Source organism: Pseudomonas sp. MHK4, from assembly GCF_054600775.1.
In genome coordinates this window covers 36,235-54,199 of sequence record NZ_BAAIAK010000003.1, presented here as the reverse complement: position 1 = coordinate 54,199, position 17,965 = coordinate 36,235, and the positions used below count along the sequence as shown (strand labels likewise).

Annotated in this window: 18 protein-coding genes; 10 read left to right on the top strand and 8 right to left on the bottom strand. The window is 60.5% G+C overall.

The window, feature by feature from the left end; translation table 11 throughout:
- Positions 1-60: 60 nt before the first annotated feature.
- The gene (locus ACYP2Q_RS08885) at positions 61-690 is read right to left on the bottom strand and encodes a c-type cytochrome (RefSeq protein WP_459730142.1); all 630 of its coding nucleotides are present in this window, start codon (positions 688-690) and stop codon (positions 61-63) included.
- Between the two features lie 43 nt (positions 691-733).
- Complete coding sequence (locus tag ACYP2Q_RS08880; protein ID WP_274073825.1) at positions 734-1,024, bottom strand: c-type cytochrome; 291 nt, start codon at positions 1,022-1,024, stop codon at positions 734-736.
- 191 nt (positions 1,025-1,215) lie between these two features.
- Here ACYP2Q_RS08880 and yihA point away from each other — a divergent pair, with 191 nt between their 5' ends.
- Positions 1,216-1,860: a ribosome biogenesis GTP-binding protein YihA/YsxC gene (yihA, locus tag ACYP2Q_RS08875; RefSeq protein ID WP_459730141.1), complete on the top strand. Its 645-nt coding sequence runs from the start codon at positions 1,216-1,218 to the stop codon at positions 1,858-1,860.
- A gap of 346 nt (positions 1,861-2,206) precedes the next feature.
- On the opposite strand, the gene polA is transcribed toward yihA, so the two are convergent.
- Positions 2,207-5,014 carry a DNA polymerase I gene (gene polA, locus ACYP2Q_RS08870; RefSeq protein WP_459730140.1) on the bottom strand — a complete coding sequence of 936 codons (2,808 nt, stop codon included), beginning with the start codon at positions 5,012-5,014 and terminating at the stop codon, positions 2,207-2,209.
- 74 nt (positions 5,015-5,088) lie between these two features.
- Between polA and ACYP2Q_RS08865 the strand changes: the two genes are divergently transcribed.
- Together ACYP2Q_RS08865 and ACYP2Q_RS08860 are read left to right on the top strand one after the other, a co-directional pair.
- The gene (locus tag ACYP2Q_RS08865) at positions 5,089-5,379 is read left to right on the top strand and encodes a DUF2782 domain-containing protein (protein WP_046818667.1); all 291 of its coding nucleotides are present in this window, start codon (positions 5,089-5,091) and stop codon (positions 5,377-5,379) included.
- Positions 5,380-5,438: 59 nt separating this feature from the next.
- Positions 5,439-6,389, top strand: a complete 951-nt coding sequence (locus tag ACYP2Q_RS08860) for a homoserine kinase (RefSeq protein ID WP_459730139.1) — start codon at positions 5,439-5,441, stop codon at positions 6,387-6,389.
- 103 nt (positions 6,390-6,492) lie between these two features.
- Here the strand turns inward: ACYP2Q_RS08860 and ACYP2Q_RS08855 are convergent, their stop codons facing one another.
- Positions 6,493-7,413, bottom strand: a complete 921-nt coding sequence (locus tag ACYP2Q_RS08855) for a zinc ABC transporter substrate-binding protein (protein WP_459730138.1) — start codon at positions 7,411-7,413, stop codon at positions 6,493-6,495.
- A 66-nt stretch (positions 7,414-7,479) separates the two neighbouring features.
- On the opposite strand from ACYP2Q_RS08855, the gene zur reads away from it, so the two are divergent.
- The 4 genes from zur to ACYP2Q_RS08835 are packed head-to-tail and all read left to right on the top strand — an operon-like array spanning position 7,480 to position 10,279.
- Positions 7,480-7,962 carry a zinc uptake transcriptional repressor Zur gene (gene zur, locus ACYP2Q_RS08850; protein WP_046818670.1) on the top strand — a complete coding sequence of 161 codons (483 nt, stop codon included), beginning with the start codon at positions 7,480-7,482 and terminating at the stop codon, positions 7,960-7,962.
- A complete protein-coding gene (gene znuC / locus ACYP2Q_RS08845) occupies positions 7,962-8,747 on the top strand; it encodes a zinc ABC transporter ATP-binding protein ZnuC (RefSeq protein ID WP_459730137.1) in 786 nt (261 codons plus the stop codon). The genes zur and znuC overlap by 1 nt, the downstream gene beginning before the upstream one ends.
- Positions 8,740-9,528, top strand: a complete 789-nt coding sequence (gene znuB / locus ACYP2Q_RS08840; RefSeq protein WP_459730136.1) for a zinc ABC transporter permease subunit ZnuB — start codon at positions 8,740-8,742, stop codon at positions 9,526-9,528. Before znuC ends, znuB begins: the two co-directional genes overlap by 8 nt.
- A 37-nt stretch (positions 9,529-9,565) precedes the next feature.
- Positions 9,566-10,279 carry a PA5502 family lipoprotein gene (locus ACYP2Q_RS08835; RefSeq protein ID WP_459730135.1) on the top strand — a complete coding sequence of 238 codons (714 nt, stop codon included), beginning with the start codon at positions 9,566-9,568 and terminating at the stop codon, positions 10,277-10,279.
- Between the two features lie 53 nt (positions 10,280-10,332).
- On the opposite strand, the gene katE is transcribed toward ACYP2Q_RS08835, so the two are convergent.
- Positions 10,333-12,495, bottom strand: coding sequence for a catalase HPII (katE, locus tag ACYP2Q_RS08830; RefSeq protein ID WP_459730617.1), 2,163 nt, complete (start codon positions 12,493-12,495; stop codon positions 10,333-10,335).
- 188 nt (positions 12,496-12,683) lie between these two features.
- On the opposite strand from katE, the gene ACYP2Q_RS08825 reads away from it, so the two are divergent.
- The 3 genes from ACYP2Q_RS08825 to ACYP2Q_RS08815 all read left to right on the top strand — a co-directional run bounded on the left by ACYP2Q_RS08825 (position 12,684) and on the right by ACYP2Q_RS08815 (position 15,212).
- Positions 12,684-13,691: a methionine ABC transporter ATP-binding protein gene (locus ACYP2Q_RS08825; protein ID WP_459730134.1), complete on the top strand. Its 1,008-nt coding sequence runs from the start codon at positions 12,684-12,686 to the stop codon at positions 13,689-13,691.
- A complete protein-coding gene (locus ACYP2Q_RS08820; protein WP_459730133.1) occupies positions 13,691-14,365 on the top strand; it encodes a methionine ABC transporter permease in 675 nt (224 codons plus the stop codon). The genes ACYP2Q_RS08825 and ACYP2Q_RS08820 overlap by 1 nt, the downstream gene beginning before the upstream one ends.
- Positions 14,366-14,438: 73 nt before the next feature.
- Positions 14,439-15,212 (top strand): MetQ/NlpA family ABC transporter substrate-binding protein, encoded by a 774-nt coding sequence (locus tag ACYP2Q_RS08815; RefSeq protein WP_459730132.1) that lies wholly within the window; start codon positions 14,439-14,441, stop codon positions 15,210-15,212.
- A gap of 151 nt (positions 15,213-15,363) precedes the next feature.
- Here the strand turns inward: ACYP2Q_RS08815 and ACYP2Q_RS08810 are convergent, their stop codons facing one another.
- From ACYP2Q_RS08810 to ACYP2Q_RS08800, 3 genes are read right to left on the bottom strand one after another with little or no spacing between them, the layout of a single operon-like run.
- Positions 15,364-15,999, bottom strand: coding sequence for an SCO family protein (locus ACYP2Q_RS08810; protein ID WP_459730131.1), 636 nt, complete (start codon positions 15,997-15,999; stop codon positions 15,364-15,366).
- On the bottom strand, positions 15,996-16,895 hold the full coding sequence (cyoE, locus tag ACYP2Q_RS08805) for a heme o synthase (RefSeq protein ID WP_459730130.1): 900 nt from the start codon (positions 16,893-16,895) through the stop codon (positions 15,996-15,998). Before cyoE ends, ACYP2Q_RS08810 begins: the two co-directional genes overlap by 4 nt.
- A complete protein-coding gene (locus ACYP2Q_RS08800) occupies positions 16,883-17,956 on the bottom strand; it encodes a COX15/CtaA family protein (RefSeq protein WP_459730129.1) in 1,074 nt (357 codons plus the stop codon). Before ACYP2Q_RS08800 ends, cyoE begins: the two co-directional genes overlap by 13 nt.
- Between the last annotated feature and the right edge of the window lie 9 nt (positions 17,957-17,965).

Here is a 17,965-nt window from a genome sequence, read left to right as displayed (position 1 = left end):
TTAATAGAGCGTTAACGTCGCAAGAGTTGTATGCCTTGCGCAACGCCCGATCAGTCGGTCTTAGTGCAGGCCCTGGATGTAGCTGGACACTGCGGCGATGTCTTCATCGCTCAGGCGCTTGGCAATGGTCTGCATGGTCTTGGTGTCGCCATCGTTGGTACGGCCGCCTTCTTCCTTGCGGAAGTCGGTCAGTTGCTTGGCGACGTATTGAGCGTGCTGGCCACCCAGGTGCGGGAAGCCGGCGGCTGCGTTGCCTGCGCCGTTTGGCGAGTGGCAGCCGGTACAGGCTGGCAGGCCCTTGGCCAGGTCGCCGCCACGGAACAGGTTTTCACCGCGCTTGACGAGTTTTTCATCGGCGGCGCCGACGCTGCCCTTCTGGCTGGCGAAGTAGGCCGCGATGTCTGCCAGATCCTGGTCGCTCAGGTTGGTCAGCAGCCCAGTCATTTCCAGAACGGTGCGCTTGCCCGACTTGATGTCGTGCAATTGCTTGGTCAGGTAGCGTTCGCCCTGGCCTGCCAGTTTTGGAAAGTTAGGCGCCATGCTGTTGCCATCCGGGCCATGACAGGCGCCACATACGGCGGCTTTTGCCTGGCCTGCGGCGGCGTCACCAGGTTTGACTGGCTCACCTGCAGCATGGGCAATGCCGGAGATCCCCACGGTCAACAGCAGACTCACGATCAATTTGTTCATCAGCTAATCCAACTACGGCTAAGGGTTAAGTTATGGACCGGGTTTACTCGCTCATCCAGTGGATGATGGCTTGGTAATCCTCGGCACTGCAGTCCATGCACAAACCACGCGGCGGCATCGCCTTGAAACCCTGGGTCACGTGTTGCACCAGCGTCTCCATACCTTTCGCCAACCTCGGCGTCCAAGCTTCCTGATCGCCCTTGCGGGGCGCCATGGGTAGTTGGCCGGAATGACAGGCACCACAAACACGGTTGTACACAGCTTCCGGATCCTGTGTAGCCTGCGCGCTGTAAAGCGGCATCAAGATTGCGGCAGCTAGCAGCCATTTCGTCATAAAACGACCTTTTCAGGGTTGAGAGCGATCTGCGTTCTAGTGCGCAATCAAGGTCTGTCGCTCTCGTGAACTTCATCCTGCGTCGGGACAAAGCGCACACAAAATCTGCGGCATTATATACTGGCGTCACTGAAACGGAAGCGACACTGCTTGCCGCACCTATTCCTGGCGCCGCCCACATCGGAAATCCCATGCAATTCAAGAATCCCATCCTCGGTCTGTGCCAACAGTCCACCTTCATGCTCAGCGCCGCCAAAGTCGACCAATGTCCGGATGACGAGGGCTTTGAAGTCGCCTTCGCCGGGCGTTCCAACGCCGGCAAGTCCAGTGCTCTGAACACCCTGACGCATGCGAGCCTGGCGCGTACCTCGAAAACGCCGGGGCGCACACAACTCTTGAACTTCTTCAAGCTAGACGATGAACGCCGTCTGGTCGACCTGCCGGGCTACGGTTATGCAAAAGTACCGATCCCGCTCAAGCAACACTGGCAGCGTCACCTCGAGGCCTACCTGGGTGGTCGCGAGAGTTTGAAAGGCCTGATCCTGATGATGGACATCCGTCACCCGATGACCGATTTCGACCTGCTGATGCTCGATTGGGCCGTCGCAGCCGGCATGCCGATGCACATCCTGCTGACCAAGGCGGACAAGCTGACCTACGGCGCGGCCAAGAACACGCTGCTCAAGGTGCAGTCGGAAATCCGCAAGGGCTGGGGCGATGCCGTGACGATCCAGTTGTTTTCGGCGCCCAAACGCATGGGCCTGGAAGACGCCTACACTGTATTGGCAGGCTGGATGGAACTGGCGGACAAGGGCGCCGAAGAAATAACCGGATGAGACCGGATGAGTGAGTAAGAAACTGTCTGAAATGCGGTCAGGCCAGTGCGGCATGATCGCAGCAGGCAGTTTTCTACAGGCAAAAAAAACCCCGGACTTCTATGGGGAGGGGGAAGTTCCGGGGTTCAAGTTCTAGACCGCTAGGGCGGGGTCCAGATATCTGCCAACACTTAACACAACATAGGAGCATCGAAGGGCTTCACCAGCCATTCAGTAAATCTGAGTGGCTGGAAGCAGAATTAGTTCAATTTTTTTTCGCAAGCTTTGGAATAACCCCAAGCGCCTTTTGGACTAAGCAGCATTTGCGCGGTCTGCCGCGGCATCATGCCGCAGCAGCATCGACGACTCAGTGAGCCTCATCCCAGTTATTGCCCACCCCGACCTCGACCAGCAACGGCACATCCAGTTTTGCCGCGCCGCTCATGTGCACGCGGATCTCTTCGCTGACCTGCTCGACCAGGTCCTCACGTACCTCGAGCACCAGTTCATCGTGCACTTGCAGGATGACCCTGGCGTCGAGGCCGGAAGAGGTCAGCCAGTTATCCACCGCCACCATGGCTTTCTTGATGATGTCGGCCGCCGTGCCTTGCATCGGTGCGTTGATGGCCGTGCGTTCTGCGGCGGCACGCTCCTGCGGCTTGTTGGAGTTGATCTCCGGCAGGTACAGCCGCCGCCCGAAGAACGTTTCCACATAGCCTTGATCCGCGGCCTGGGCGCGGGTGCGGTCCATGTACTCGCGAACGCCGGGGTAACGGGCGAAGTAGGTATCGATATAGGCCTTGGCCGTCTTGGTATCGACACCGATGTCCTTGCCGAGTTTCTGCGCACCCATGCCGTAGATCAGGCCGAAGTTGATCGCCTTGGCGCTGCGGCGCTGGTCGGAGGTCACGTCAGTGAGTCCGACCTTGAACACTTCGGCGGCAGTTGCGGTGTGCACGTCCAGGTTGTGGCGGAAGGCATTCATCAGGCCTTCGTCGCGGGACAGGTGCGCCATGATCCGCAGTTCGATCTGCGAATAGTCCGCAGCCAGCAGCTTGTAACCGGTCGGGGCGACGAAGGCCTGGCGGATGCGCCGCCCTTCAGCCGTGCGCACCGGGATGTTCTGCAGGTTTGGATCGCTGGAGGACAGGCGACCGGTGGACGCCACGGCTTGGTGGTACGAGGTGTGGATGCGCCCGGTGCGCGGATTGATCTGTTCCGGCAGACGGTCGGTGTAGGTGCTCTTGAGCTTGCTCATGGAGCGGTATTCCATGAGCACTTTCGGCAGCCGGTAGTCGTCCTCGGCCAGTTTGGCCAGCACCTCTTCGGCGGTGGACGGCTGGCCCTTGGCAGTCTTCTTCAGCACGGGCAGGCCGAGCTTTTCGTAGAGGATGACGCCGAGCTGCTTGGGCGAACCCAGGTTGAATTCCTCACCGGCGATCTCGAAGGCTTCACGCTCCAGCGCCACCATCTTGTCGCCCAGTTCGATGCTTTGCACGCCGAGCAGGGCGGCGTCCACGAACGCGCCTTGGCGTTCAATACGCGCCAGCACCGGCACCAACGGGATTTCTATGTCGGTCAGGACGCTGGCCAGGCTTGGAATGGCGTTGAGCTTCTCGAACAGCGCCTGATGCAGGCGCAGGGTGATGTCGGCATCCTCGGCGGCGTACGGCCCGGCCTGCTCCAGGGCAATCTGGTCGAACGTCAGCTGCTTGGCACCTTTGCCGGCAATGTCCTGGAAGCTCACGGTCGTGTGATCCAGGTACTTCAACGCCAGGCTGTCCATGTCATGGCGGGTGGCCGTGGAGTTGAGCACGTAGGACTCAAGCATGGTATCGAAGGCAATGCCGCGCACGGTGATGCCGTTGGCCTGATCGCCACCGATGGCGCAGTTGGCCAGGATGTTCATGTCGAACTTGGCGTGCTGGCCGACCTTGAGCTTGTTCGGGTCTTCCAGGATTGGCTTGAGGGCGCGAAGCACGGTGTCGCGATCCAGTTGCTCGGGCACGCCGATGTAGGAGTGGGTCAGCGGGATGTAGGCGGCTTCGTTGGCTTGCACGGCGAACGACAGGCCTACCAGCTGCGCCTGTTGTGCGTCGATGCCGGTGGTTTCGGTGTCGAAGGCGAACAGCTTGGCGCTGTTGAGTTTTTCCAGCCAGGTGTCGAAACGTGCCTGATCGAGGATGGTTTCGTACTGGGCTTGAGCGGTCACCGCAGGTACTTGTGCCTCGGCGGCACCGAACAAATCGGCTGCCGGCTCAGGCTCGGAGGCAGCGCTGCTCAGCTCGAGTCGTTTGGCGTCCCGATCGAGATCGTTCAGCCAGCTCTTGAATTCCAGCAGGGTATAGAGCTCGTAGAGTTTGGCCAGATCTTCCGGGCCCATCTGCAGGTCATCGAGACCGATGTCCAGCGGCACGTCGACCTTGATGGTCGCCAGTTGATAGGAGAGGAATGCCATCTCCTTGTGCTCTTCGAGCTTGGCCGGCAGGGTCTTGGCACCGCGGATCGGCAGGGTCGGCACGATGTCGAGCTGCGAGTAGAGCTCGGTCAGGCCGCCATTCACGCCTACCAACAGGCCGGAAGCGGTCTTTGGACCTATGCCGGGAACGCCCGGAATGTTGTCGGAAGAATCGCCCATGAGCGCCAGGTAGTCGATGATCTGCTCGGGAGCGACGCCGAATTTCTCCTTCACGCCCTCCACGTCCATGCTGCTACCGGTCATGGTATTGACCAAGGTAATGTGCCCGTCGACCAGTTGCGCCATGTCCTTGTCGCCGGTGGAAATGACCACCGGGCGATCGGCCGCCGCGCTACTGCGGGCCAGCGTGCCGATCACGTCATCGGCCTCGACGCCTTCGACGCACAACAGCGGGAAGCCCAGGGCGATCACGCTTTGATGCAGGGGCTCGATCTGCACGCGCATGTCGTCGGGCATGCTCGGCCGGTTGGCTTTGTATTCGGCGTACATGTCATCGCGAAACGTCCCGCCCTTGGCGTCGAACACCACGGCGAAGGGGCTGTCCGGGTACTGCTTGCGCAGACTCTTGAGCATGTTCAACACGCCCTTGACGGCGCCGGTCGGCAGGCCTTTGGACGTGGTCAAAGGTGGCAGCGCGTGAAAGGCGCGGTACAGGTAAGAAGAACCGTCCACCAGGACGAGGGGGGCTTGGCTCATGAGCAGGATCAACCTTTTCGGCGGGTCCGGCGCTAGAATAGCGGGACCGTTGACGACAAAGGGACAAGGTTATCATGCGCACACTAAATCGCCTGTTGCTGGCTGGCTTGTTTGCAATCACACCGTTGGCCGTCATGGCGGCGGACGATGCACCGACTCCAGAGCCGGAAGTTACGATCCGCACGGAAGGCGACAAGGTCATCCAGGAGTACCGCCAGAACGGTTTCCTGTATGCGATCAAGGTCACGCCCAAGGGCGCACCGCCTTATTTCCTGGTGCGCGCAGACGGGACCGATGCAAACTTCATCCGCTCGGATCAGCCGGATATGCTGATACCGTCGTGGAAGATCTTCGAGTGGAAGTAGTTTCTTAATTTCAACCGGCGTTGGCTCAAGAGCGGCGCCTCGTACTGGCAGTTTTAACCATGTCTGTGTTTACCCCCCTGGCTCGGCCCGAGCTGGAAGCTTTTCTCGCCCCTTATGGCCTCGGCCGCCTGCTTGATTTCCAGGGGATTGCCGCCGGTAGCGAAAACACCAATTTCTTTATCAGCCTGGAGCAGGGCGAATTCGTCCTGACCCTGGTCGAGCGTGGCCCGGTGCAGGAGATGCCGTTCTTCATCGAATTGCTCGACGTGCTGCACCAGGCCGACCTGCCGGTGCCTTACGCCCTGCGTACCACCGACGGCGTGGCCCTGCGCGAGCTGGCCGGCAAACCTGCGCTGTTGCAACCGCGACTTGCCGGCAAGCACATCAAGCAGGCCAACGCGCAGCATTGCGCCCAGGTGGGTGAGTTGCTGGCGCACCTGCACCTGGCAACCCAGGCCAACATGATCAAGCGCAAGACCGATCGTGGCCTGGACTGGATGCTGGAAGAAGGCACGCAGTTTCTCTCGCACCTCAAACCGCAGCAGAAAGATCTGTTGCAGCGGGCGCTGGAAGAAATCACCGAGCAGAAAGAGAAAATTCTCGCATTGCCACGGGCCAACATCCACGCCGATCTGTTCCGCGATAACGCGATGTTCGAAGGCACGCACCTGACCGGGCTGATCGATTTCTACAACGCCTGTTCGGGGCCGATGCTCTACGACGTGGCGATTGCCTTGAACGACTGGTGCTCCGACGATGACGGCTTGATTGACGGGCCGCGGGCGCGGGCGTTGCTGGGTGCCTACGCCGCATTGCGTCCTTTCACCGCAGCCGAAGCCGAGCTGTGGCCGACCATGCTGCGGGTGGCGTGCGTGCGTTTCTGGTTGTCACGCTTGATCGCGGCGGAGTCTTTTGCCGGGCAGGACGTGCTGATTCACGATCCGATGGAGTTCGAACTGCGGTTGGCACAGCGGCAGAAGATCAATACACCGTTGCCTTTCGCCCTGTAGGAGCGAGCTTGCTCGCGATGGTCGTTAACGATGACGCGGGGTTTCAGAAACCCCGCGGCGCGGCGGATTTCTTCGCGAGCAAGCTCGCTCCTACAGATATCTGTTACAACGACTCCAGGCATCCCGCCAAATCATTCCCCAACTTCTCCAGTACCTGCTCATAGCCCTGGGCAGTCGCCGGCGTGTACCCACCCAGCGCATCCAGTTCCGCGAGTTTTACCGGCAGGCCCGCCACCAGGGTTTCCGCCAGGCGAGGACGCAGCGGCGGTTCGCTGAAGACGCAGGTCTTGCCCACTTCCTGCAATCGCGCGCGCATCGCTGCAACGTGCTGGGCGCCAGGCTGCACTTCGGCCGCGACACTGAACACGCCAGTGTGCTTCAGCCCGTAGGCGTCTTCGAAGTAATCGAACGCTTCGTGGAATACGAAGTAGGGTTTGCCTTCAATCCCCACCAAACGTTTCTTCAAGCGCCCATCCAGCGCATCCAGACGCTCATCGAAAGCCTTGAGGTTGCTCTGGTAGCGCGCCGCGTTCGCGGTATCCGCTGCACTCAGATCCGCAGCCATTTTCGCCGCAATTACCCGAGCATTGGTCGGCGATAGCCACAAATGTGCATCCAGAGTGCCCGGGCGATGGTCGTGGTCATGTTCGTCGGCTTCTTCGGCGTGGGAGTGGTTATCTTCGGCAAAATGTCGCAATTTCAGGCCAGGAAGGTCCTGCACGGCAACGCTCGGCAAGGTACGACCATTGAGCACCCGCGGCATGAACCCTTCCATGTCCGGCCCGATCCAGTACAGCAGATCTACCGATTGCACCTTCCGTACGTCGGAAGGGCGCAGGGCATAGTTATGGGGCGAGGCGCCGGGTGGCAGCAAGACCTCCGCAATCGCCACGCCGTCCTGCACGGCAGCTGCAATCAGCTGTAGCGGCTTGATGCTTGTGAGAACCTTGACTTCGGCTTGCGCCGAACCGATCAGCAGAAAACTTGCGAAAAAAGCGACAAAGATGGAAAAAAGTCGGGACACGATGACCACTCGAAGAGGCGAGAACGGGTAATATAATAACGTCTCTCACAAAATCCGTCGCCGCTCATGCCTAAAACACCGATAGCAAGTCGTCCCCACGACCACTCTCATTGCGTTCACAGTGCTCTGTCTGAGGCCGATGCCTTGTGCGCGCGCCAAGGCTTGCGCCTGACCGCGTTGCGTCGGCGGGTTCTGGAACTGGTGTGGCAAAGCCATAAGCCGCTGGGGGCCTACGACATTCTTGCAGTCCTCAGTGAGCAGGACGGGCGCCGGGCCGCACCACCCACGGTCTACCGCGCGCTGGACTTCCTGCTGGAAAACGGCCTGGTCCACCGCATCTCCTCGCTCAATGCCTTCATCGGCTGCAATCACCCGGCGCATGCGCACCAGGGACAGTTCCTGATCTGCCGTGAATGCCACGCCGCCATCGAACTCGAACAGAAATCCATCAGCGACGCGATCATCGCCAGCGCCAAGGACGTCGGGTTTGTCGTCGAAGGCCAGACCGTTGAAGTGATCGGTCTCTGTTCGGGTTGCCAGGGGGCTTGATGAGCAACGCGCTGATCCGCCTCGAGCAGGTTGCCGTCACCTTTGCCGGTCAGTCTGTGCTGGATAACATCGAACTGAGTGTCGAGCCGGGGCAGATCGTGACCTTGATCGGCCCCAATGGCGCCGGCAAGACCACCCTGGTGCGCGCCGTGCTCGGCCTGTTGAAACCCGACAGCGGCAGCGTCTGGCGCAAGCCGAAACTGCGGGTGGGCTACATGCCGCAAAAGCTGCATGTCGATCCGACGCTGCCGCTCTCGGTGCTGCGCTTCCTGCGCCTGGTGCCGGGTGTGGACCGGGCGATGGCCTTGGCCGCGCTCAAGGAAGTCGGCGCCGAGCAGGTGATCGATAGCCCCGTGCAAAGTGTCTCCGGCGGTGAAATGCAGCGAGTCCTGCTGGCCCGGGCCTTGTTGCGCGAGCCCCAATTGCTGGTGCTCGACGAACCGGTGCAAGGCGTCGACGTGGCCGGTCAGGCCGAACTCTATAGCCTGATCACCCGCCTGCGAGACCGTCACGGCTGCGGTGTGTTGATGGTTTCCCACGATCTGCACCTGGTGATGAGCACCACCGACCAGGTGGTTTGCCTGAATCGCCATGTTTGTTGCTCCGGCCACCCCGAGCAGGTCAGCGGCGATCCGGCATTCGTCGAACTGTTTGGAAAAAACGCACAAAGCCTGGCGATTTATCACCACCACCACGACCACGCCCACGATTTGCACGGCTCGGTGGTCAAGGCGCCTGCCTCGGGCCATACCCATGTTCACGGAGATAGCTGCAAGCATGGCTGATTTTCTGCTCTACGCCCTGCTTGCAGGTCTGGCTTTGGCCGTTGTGGCGGGCCCCTTGGGCTCCTTCGTGGTCTGGCGGCGCATGGCCTATTTCGGCGACACCCTGTCTCACGCGGCATTGCTCGGCGTGGCGCTAGGCTTTTTGCTGGATGTCAGCCCGACAGTTGCCGTGACCGTTGGCTGTTTGCTGTTGGCGGTGTTGCTGGTGACCTTGCAACAACGGCAGCCGCTGGCCTCCGACACGCTTTTGGGAATTCTCGCACCCAGCACCCTCTCTTTAGGCCTGGTGGTACTAAGCTTCATGCACGAAGTGCGGATCGACCTGATGGCCTATCTGTTCGGCGACTTGCTGGCGATCAGTCCGACCGATCTGGCCTGGATCCTCGGCGGTAGCGCGGCGGTGCTGGCGTTGCTGGTGACGTTATGGCGGCCATTGCTGGCAATCACTGTGCACGAAGAGCTGGCGAGGGTCGAAGGGCTGCCGGTGGCGGGGTTGCGCCTGGCGCTGATGCTGTTGATCGCCGTAGTGATCGCCGTGGCGATGAAAATTGTCGGCGTTTTGCTGATCACCTCGTTGTTGATCATTCCGGCGGCTGCGGCCCAACGTCACGCGCGCTCACCGGAGCAGATGGCACTGGGTGCGAGCTTGCTGGGGGTACTCGCCGTATGTGGCGGACTGGCATTGTCCTGGTTCAAGGACACCCCGGCGGGCCCATCGATTGTAGTGACGGCCGCCGCGCTGTTTCTGCTGAGTTTTGTTCTGCCCCGTCGAGGGGTGTAGACTTGCTCGTTTTTTGCGCAAATAGAGAGTCGCAGGAATGAAGTCGTTCGCCTCCCGTTATCTGCTCCTTGTCGCATTTTCTTTGCTGCTGGGCGCTTGCCAAAGCACGCCACCAGCCCCCGAGGCCCCGGATGCGCGGGCCACGGCCATTGCACAGCTGGAACAAAGCCTGGCCAGCAGCGAACTGGCCACGGCCGAGGGTCAACTGGCGGCGTTGCAGGCCGAGTCACCTAACGATCAATCCCTTGAGCAATATCAGCGTCAGCTGGCCGAAGCCTATCTGCTGCGAAGCCAGATCGTGCTGCAAAAAGGCGATGTGAACGCTGCCGCCACCGCCCTGAGCCGAGCCCGTGTGCTGATGCCCAAGGCGCCGGCGCTGACCGGTGGAGTCAATGGCGCCATCGCCGAGGCGCGCAAGGCTGAACTGGAAAAGGCCGAAGCAGCCCTGAAAGCCGCCGAAGCCCAGCCAAAAGCCAAGGTCATCGACCTGACGGCGCAAAGCACCACGGTTGCGCTGAATATCAACGATATGGCCAAGCTACGTCGTCAACTGGATGCTATCGCCGCCGATGTAGTGAATTTTCAGTGTGATGTGAGCATTCAAGCACCGCGTACCGATGATTACCCATGGCTGGCCAACTTGCTGACCAAGCGGGTAAAGAAGCTCGATCCGCAGTTTGAGCTGAATCTGGAGCGGCAGATTATTCGCAGCGTGCCAGCGCAGATGGTTTTGAGCCCACGCAAGCATTAAGGAAAGAGATCGCAGCCCTGTAGGAGCTGCCCAAGGCTGCGATCTTTTGCTTTTTAGGCCGGAATCGCCTTGGCCTTAGGCTCCCTATCCCAAACCCGATGCTGCCCGATCGCCGCAAAGAACGGCTTGGCCAACTTGCTATCCGCGCCCACGATCAATCCCGCATCGACTTCCAGTTTCAACACATCCAGCAACTGCTTGGCCTCGCCGTGCAGCGCAATCGCCTTCAAGTGTTTGTAGGCTTCGAGCAGGTAGTGCAACGCCACGCCGTCGGTGCTCAGCGCCTTGATCGACGCCGCGCCTCCGGGTACGAATACTGCGTCGAACGCAATGGACGGCAAGCCCTCCATCGAAGCATCCACCGGTAGCATCTTGCCGTCAGCGGTGGTGACCGGCGCCGAGGTGGGGCCGAGCAACTTGGCGTGCGCGCCTTCGGCTTCCAGGGCTTTTTTCATCGCATCGATCGCACCGCCATCGACGCCATTGGCCGCGAGAATCGCTACTTTACGGGTCTTGATATCGCCTGGCAGCAAGTTGGCCTGGCTCAGGGCGGGTGAACGATCCAGCGAGATCTTCGGTACGTCGACCGTTCCGGCTTTAGGTGCCGGCAGGCCGAGGTTTTGCGCCACGCGCTTGGCCAGTTCCAGATCGATGTTGGCCAGGATCTCGTTCACTTCGCGCGCACGGATGTGCTCCCTTTCGACCTTGCCCAGCTCAAAGCTGTAGGCGGAAATGATGTGCTCCTGCTCGTGCTTGCTCATGCTGTGGAAAAACAGCCGGGCCTGGGAGAAGTGGTCGCCGAATGACTCGCTGCGCTGACGGATCTTGTTGGCGTCGATGCGCTCCTGATAACTTTCGAACCCGCCGTCCTGGGCTGCGGCAGGGGTCTCTTTCGGCCAGCCGCCGTCGATGGAATTCGGTTCGTAGGACGCGCGCCCCTTGTCGATGGTGGTGCGATGCAACGCATCACGCTGGCCGTTGTGGAACGGGGCTACCGGACGGTTAATCGGGATTTCGTGAAAGTTCGGCCCACCGAGTCGGCTGATCTGCGTGTCGGTGTAGGAAAACAGCCGACCTTGCAGCAACGGATCGTTGGAGAAGTCGATCCCGGGCACGATGTGCCCCGGGCAGAAAGCCACCTGCTCGGTTTCAGCGAAGAAGTTGTCCGGGTTGCGGTTGAGCGTCATTTTCCCCAACGGCGTAATGGGCACGAGTTCTTCAGGAATCAGCTTGGTGGGGTCGAGGATGTCGAAATCGAAGGCGTGTTCGTTTTCCTCCTCGATGACCTGTACGCCGAGCTCCCATTCCGGGTAGTCGCCCATCTCGATGGCTTCCCAGAGGTCGCGGCGGTGATAGTCGGTGTCCTTGCCCGCCAGTTTCTGCGCTTCATCCCACACCAGCGAGCAAGTCCCGGCCGCAGGACGCCAGTGGAATTTGACGAAGCGCGATTTTCCTTCGGCATTGATCAGGCGGAAAGTGTGGACACCGAAGCCTTGCATGCTGCGCAGGCTTTTCGGGATGGCCCGGTCGGACATCGCCCAGATCACCATGTGGGCTGATTCGGGTTGCAGTGAGACAAAGTCCCAGAACGTATCGTGGGCCGAGCCGCCTGTGGGGATTTCGTTGTGCGGCTCGGGTTTTACCGCGTGGACGAAGTCCGGAAACTTGATGGCGTCCTGGATGAAAAACACTGGCATGTTGTTGCCCACCAGATCGAAGTTGCCTTCATCGGTGAAAAACTTCACGGCGAAACCGCGTACGTCCCGTACGGTATCGCCTGAGCCACGGGGGCCCTGCACTGTGGAAAAACGCACAAATACCGGCGTTTTCTTCGCAGGATCCTGCAGGAAGCCGGCCTTGGTCAGACCCGAGTGGTTCTCGTAGGACTGGAAGAAACCATGGGCGCCCGTACCGCGGGCATGCACGATGCGCTCGGGAATGCGCTCATGGTCAAAGTGCGTGATTTTTTCACGCATGATGAAATCTTCCAGCAGCGACGGCCCACGGGCACCTGCTTTCAAGGTGTTCTGGTTGTCTGCCACCTTCACGCCTTGATTGGTACGCAGGGCCTGGCCGGTGGCGTCGGAGCGGAATTTTTCCAGGCTATCGAGTTTGGTGTTGGTGTTGTTGCGGTCCGGGGTTTCGGTTCCGGCCATTGCGCTCTTGGGGGCGGCAGGCTTCTTGGTACTCATCAGGCATGACTCCTCGTCGGGGATTTTTTCGAGTGCTTAATAAGTGACTGACGAGGTTTTGCGCCGTTCCTTTTATCTGACCTTTGATCGCGTTATTGCCAAATGACTGGTCGAATGCGAAATAAATGCTAAGAACTACTATACGGACAGGCTAAAATGCGCGCCCGGCTAACCGCTGATCCTATTCCAACGCGCCCCACAAGGTTCGCTACGTGATCGAGTTTCAAAACGTCCATAAAACCTACCGCGTCGCCGGTAAGGATATCCCCGCCCTGCATCCGACCAGTCTGACGATAGAGAATGGTCAGGTTTTTGGTCTGATCGGCCATTCCGGTGCGGGAAAAAGTACCCTGCTGCGTCTGATCAATCGCCTGGAAAACTCCAGCGGTGGGAAGATCATCGTGGACGGCGAAGAAGTCACGGCGCTCGACGCCAACGGGCTGCGCCGATTCCGTCAGCAGGTCGGCATGATTTTCCAGCACTTCAACCTGCTGGCATCCAAGACCGTTGCCGACAACGTGGCCCTGCCGCTGACGCTGGCGGGTGAAATGTCCCGCGCCGAGATCAACCTGCGTGTCGCCGAGTTGCTGGCTCGGGTCGGCTTGTCCGACCACGCCAACAAGTACCCGGCGCAATTGTCCGGCGGCCAGAAACAGCGCGTCGGTATTGCCCGCGCCCTGGCGACCAAGCCGAAAATCCTGCTGTGCGATGAAGCTACCAGCGCCCTCGACCCGCAAACCACGGCGTCGGTCCTGCAGTTGCTGGCCGAAATCAATCGCGAGCTGAAGCTGACCATCGTGCTGATCACCCATGAAATGGACGTGATCCGCCGGGTCTGCGACCAGGTTGGGGTAATGGACGCTGGCGTGATCGTCGAGCAAGGCACGGTGGCCGAGGTATTCCTGCATCCAAAACACCCGACGACCAAACGTTTCGTGCAAGAAGACGAGCAGATCGACGAAGGCGAACAGCGTGACGACTTCGCTCATGTGCCAGGCCGCATTGTGCGTCTGACCTTCCAGGGCGAAGCGACCTACGCGCCCCTGCTGGGTACCGTCGCTCGGGAAACCGGTGTGGACTACAGCATCCTGGCCGGTCGTATCGACCGCATCAAAGACATCCCTTACGGGCAACTGACCCTGGCCGTGACCGGCGGTGACATGGAAGCGGCCTTTGCCCGCTTCACCGCGGCCGACGTCCACATGGAGGTGCTGCGCTAATGGAAGCCATGACAAGTTTCTTCGCCAATATCGACTGGTTCGAAATCTGGCTGGCCACCGGCGACACCCTGCTGATGCTCGGTGGTTCGCTGTTGTTCACCGTGCTGCTGGGCCTGCCCCTGGGCGTGCTGCTGTTCCTCTGCAGCCCGCGTCAATTGCTGGAAGCCAAAGGTGTGTATGCGATGTTGTCGCTGGTGGTGAACATTCTGCGTTCGCTGCCGTTCATCATTCTGCTGATCGTGATGATTCCGTTCACCGTATTGATTACTGGCACTTCCCTCGGCGTCGCCGGTGCAATCCCGCCGCTGGTGGTAGGTGCCACGCCATTCTTCGCGCGACTGGTGGAAACCGCATTGCGTGAAGTGGATCGCGGCATCATCGAAGCGACCCAGGCCATGGGCGCGACGACTCGGCAGATCATCACCAATGCCTTGCTGCCCGAAGCCCGTCCGGGCATCTTCGCGGCAATAACGGTGACCGCCATTACACTGGTTTCCTACACGGCAATGGCCGGTGTGGTCGGTGCCGGTGGGCTGGGTGACCTGGCGATCCGGTTCGGTTACCAGCGTTTCCAGACTGACGTGATGGTGGTCACGGTGGTGCTGCTGCTGGTGCTGGTGCAGGTCCTGCAAACCGTTGGCGACAAGCTGGTTGTGCACTTCTCTCGTAAATGAAAAATGAGCCGGCCATTCGCTGGCAGGCGCCAAAACGGGCGCCGCAAGCGGGTACCCACATGGAGTTAGCTGAATGAAAAAACTACTCGTCGCGTTCGCTGCCGTTGCAGCCTTTTCCGCCCACGCCGCCGACACCCTGACTGTTGCGGCTACCCCGGTTCCGCACGCGGAAATCCTCGAGTTCGTCAAACCGGCACTGGCCCAGCAAGGCGTCGACCTCAAGGTCAAAGTCTTCACCGACTACATCCAGCCGAACGTGCAGGTCGCGGAAAAACGCCTGGACGCCAACTTCTTCCAGCACCAGCCGTACCTGGATGAGTTCAACAAGGCCAAGGGCACCAACCTGATTTCGGTGGCCGGCGTGCACCTGGAACCCCTGGGCGCCTACTCCAGCAAGTACAAGACCCTGGAGGAGCTGCCAAGCACCGCCACCGTGGTGATCCCGAACGACGCCACCAACGGCGGTCGTGCGCTGCTGCTGCTTGCCAAGGCTGGTGTGATCAAGTTGCAGGATTCGAAGAACATCCTGTCGACGGTCAAGGACATTACCGAGAACCCGAAGAACCTGAAGTTCCGTGAACTGGAAGCCGCGACCATCCCGCGCGTGCTGACCCAGGTTGACCTGGCGCTGATCAACACCAACTACGCGCTGGAAGCCAAGCTCGATCCGTCCAAGGACGCGCTGGTCATCGAAGGCAGCGACTCGCCTTACGTGAACATCCTGGTTGCCCGTCCGGACGACAAGGACAGCGAAGCGATGAAGAAGCTGGTCGCTGCCCTGCACAGCCCGGAAGTGAAGGCCTTCATTCTCGAGAAGTACAAAGGCGCGGTCGTGCCGGCGTTCTGATTTGTAGCTATGACGAAAAAAAGGGGTGCATTGAATGCGCCCCTTTTTTTCGCCTGAAACACTGCCCTTGTAGGAGCCCGGCTTGCCGGCGAAGGCGATCTCACGGGCCCCTTCGCCGGCAAGCCGGGCTCCTACAGGTTGCGTGGTGTTCTCACTGACGGTTAAGCATCACCGGCAACTGCGCCACCAGCTTCACATTGTTCAACGGCGCCCGAATAAACCCGCGTTGCGTCCCGTCCGGCCCGATCACCGCAAGATTGCCGCTATGGTCAACGGTGTAGTTCGGCTTGCTGGTATCCGCCGGAATGAACGGAATACTCACGGCGTTGGCCACTTTCTGCAGGTCTTCCACAGAGGTCGGCGTCAGGCCTACAAACTGTGGATCGAAGTAACCCAGGTACTGCTTGAGCTGTTTCGGCGTATCGCGGTTCGGATCGACGCTGACCAGCACGATCTGCAACTTGTCCACCGCCTCGGGCGGCAGTTCACTCTTGATCTGGCGCAGTTGGGCGAGTGTGGTCGGGCAGATGTCCGGGCAGAAGGTGTAGCCGAAGAACAGCAGCGACCACTTGCCTTTGAGTTCATTGACCGCCACTGGCTTGCCGTCCTGATCGGTCATCGTCACATCCGGCAGATTGCGGCTTTGGGGCAGCAGGATGATCCCCGCGTCGATCAGCGCCGTCGGGTCGCCCTGGCCTTTGCCGGACAGCACTTTATTGATGGTCAGGCCCAGGACCAGCGCGATCAGGGCGACAAGGATGAAGACGGTTTTCTGGGTTCGGGTCATAGATTCAACAATAAGTAGTGGTCAACGAGCAGGGCGATGAACAGCAGGAACAAGTAGTAGATAGAGTACTTGAAGGTGTTGATCGCCGCGTGCGGCCGAGTGCCACGGTACAGCACCACGGCCCATTGCAGGAACCTCGCGCCAAGCGCGATAGCGCAGACCAGGTAGAGCAGGCCGCTCATGTGGATTACGTAGGGCATCAGGCTGACGGCCAGCAGCGCGCAGGTATAAAGCAGGATGTGGATCTTGGTGTAGTGCTCGCCGTGGGTCACCGGCAGCATCGGGATGTCGGCCTTGGCATATTCCTCCTTGCGATGGATCGCCAGCGCCCAGAAATGCGGCGGGGTCCAGGCGAAGATGATCAGCACCAGCAGCAGCGGTTCGGCGCTGACGTGGCCGGTGGCGGCGGTCCAGCCGAGCAGCGGCGGAGCGGCACCGGCCAGGCCACCGATGACGATATTCTGTGGCGTCGCTCGTTTGAGAAAACCGGTGTAGACCACCGCATAGCCGAGCAAGGAGGCCAGGGTCAGCCACGCGGTCAGTGGATTGGTGAAGGCCAGCAACAACGCCTGGCCGAGCAAGGCCAGCGTCAGGGCAAAGGTCAGCGCGGCGGCCGGTGAGACCCGGCCTTCGGCCAGCGGCCGCTTGTGGGTGCGCGCCATGACTGCATCGATGCGCCGGTCCACCACATGGTTGACCGCTGCGGCCCCGCCAGCACAGAGCGCGATGCCCAGGTTACCGAATACCAGCACGGTCCATGGCACCCCGGCGCGGGTTGCGAGGAACATCCCCACCAGCGAAGTGATGAGCATCAGCACCACCACTTTCGGTTTGGTCAGCTCCAGGTAGTCACGCCAGATCGCCTGGCTGTGACGCGCGCCGATCAGAATCGCCATGGCATCTCTCCTTTTATGGTTATGGGCCCGGCTGAATGTTTACGCGGGCTGAAGCGCCAGCGTGTTGGCTGCTTGACCCGAACCAGGCTGGTCCGGGCGTGATAATTGACCAGCACCATCGTCAGCAGCAGCGCCGCGCCACCCGCGTTGTGGGCGACGGCCACCGGCAGCGGCAGATGAAACAGCACGTTGCTGATGCCTAGGGTGATTTGCGCGGCGAGGGCGATTAGCACCAGCCCCGCCAGGCGCGTCATACCCACGACTTTTAGTTGCCACGCCAGGCCGAGCAGCACCAGCGTGACCAGCAGCGCGCCGATACGGTGAGTCAGGTGAATGGCGGTGCGGGCATCGCTGTCCAGTTGTCCGCCGAGGTAGTTCGGGCCGATGTGTTGGGTCAGGTGAAAACCATTGGCAAAGTCGGCAGGCGGCAGCCATTGGCCGTGGCAGGTCGGGAAGTCGATGCAGGCCACGGCGGCGTAGTTGGAGCTGACCCAACCGCCGAGGGCAATTTGCCCAATTACCAGCAACAGTCCAGCCGTCGCCCAGTATTGCAAGCGTCGCGGCACGGTCAGCGCCGGCAGCACGCCGGACAGGCGCAAGGTCAGCAGGAACAGCAGACTCAAAGTCGCAAAGCCCCCCAGCAGATGCCCGGTAACCACCTGCGGCCAGAGTTTGAGTGTCACCGTCCACATGCCGAACGCCGCCTGGGCGAACACGACTCCCAGCAGGAACAACGGCAGTTTCACCGGTTGCCCCGGATGCCGACGATGGACCCAGGCCCGACCGGCCAACACCGAGATCAGCAGCCCCAGCGTGCCGGCGAAGTAGCGGTGGATCATCTCGTTCCAGCCTTTATGGACTTCGACAGGCGTGTCGGGAAAATGCAATTGGGCATGGGCCAGTTGCGCTTCGCTTTTGGGCACGCTGATAAAGCCGTAGCAGCCGGGCCAGTCCGGGCAGCCCAAGCCTGCGTGGGTCAGGCGGGTGTAGGCGCCGAGCAACACCACAATCAGTGCCAGCAAGGTGGCAAACAGCGCGAGGCGAAATCCAGGCTTGGCCATGACGATGCC

What these genes read in the sequence shown, in the direction of transcription:
- ACYP2Q_RS08885 (WP_459730142.1), bottom strand. Translation starts at nt 690, where the DNA reads ATGAACAAATTGATCGTGAGTCTGCTGTTGACCGTGGGGATCTCCGGC.
- ACYP2Q_RS08880 (WP_274073825.1), bottom strand. Translation starts at nt 1,024, where the DNA reads ATGACGAAATGGCTGCTAGCTGCCGCAATCTTGATGCCGCTTTACAGC.
- yihA (WP_459730141.1), top strand. Translation starts at nt 1,216, where the DNA reads ATGCAATTCAAGAATCCCATCCTCGGTCTGTGCCAACAGTCCACCTTC.
- polA (WP_459730140.1), bottom strand. Translation starts at nt 5,014, where the DNA reads ATGAGCCAAGCCCCCCTCGTCCTGGTGGACGGTTCTTCTTACCTGTAC.
- ACYP2Q_RS08865 (WP_046818667.1), top strand. Translation starts at nt 5,089, where the DNA reads ATGCGCACACTAAATCGCCTGTTGCTGGCTGGCTTGTTTGCAATCACA.
- ACYP2Q_RS08860 (WP_459730139.1), top strand. Translation starts at nt 5,439, where the DNA reads ATGTCTGTGTTTACCCCCCTGGCTCGGCCCGAGCTGGAAGCTTTTCTC.
- zur (WP_046818670.1), top strand. Translation starts at nt 7,480, where the DNA reads ATGCCTAAAACACCGATAGCAAGTCGTCCCCACGACCACTCTCATTGC.
- znuC (WP_459730137.1), top strand. Translation starts at nt 7,962, where the DNA reads ATGAGCAACGCGCTGATCCGCCTCGAGCAGGTTGCCGTCACCTTTGCC.
- znuB (WP_459730136.1), top strand. Translation starts at nt 8,740, where the DNA reads ATGGCTGATTTTCTGCTCTACGCCCTGCTTGCAGGTCTGGCTTTGGCC.
- ACYP2Q_RS08835 (WP_459730135.1), top strand. Translation starts at nt 9,566, where the DNA reads ATGAAGTCGTTCGCCTCCCGTTATCTGCTCCTTGTCGCATTTTCTTTG.
- ACYP2Q_RS08820 (WP_459730133.1), top strand. Translation starts at nt 13,691, where the DNA reads ATGGAAGCCATGACAAGTTTCTTCGCCAATATCGACTGGTTCGAAATC.
- ACYP2Q_RS08815 (WP_459730132.1), top strand. Translation starts at nt 14,439, where the DNA reads ATGAAAAAACTACTCGTCGCGTTCGCTGCCGTTGCAGCCTTTTCCGCC.
- ACYP2Q_RS08810 (WP_459730131.1), bottom strand. Translation starts at nt 15,999, where the DNA reads ATGACCCGAACCCAGAAAACCGTCTTCATCCTTGTCGCCCTGATCGCG.
- cyoE (WP_459730130.1), bottom strand. Translation starts at nt 16,895, where the DNA reads ATGGCGATTCTGATCGGCGCGCGTCACAGCCAGGCGATCTGGCGTGAC.
- ACYP2Q_RS08800 (WP_459730129.1), bottom strand. Translation starts at nt 17,956, where the DNA reads ATGGCCAAGCCTGGATTTCGCCTCGCGCTGTTTGCCACCTTGCTGGCA.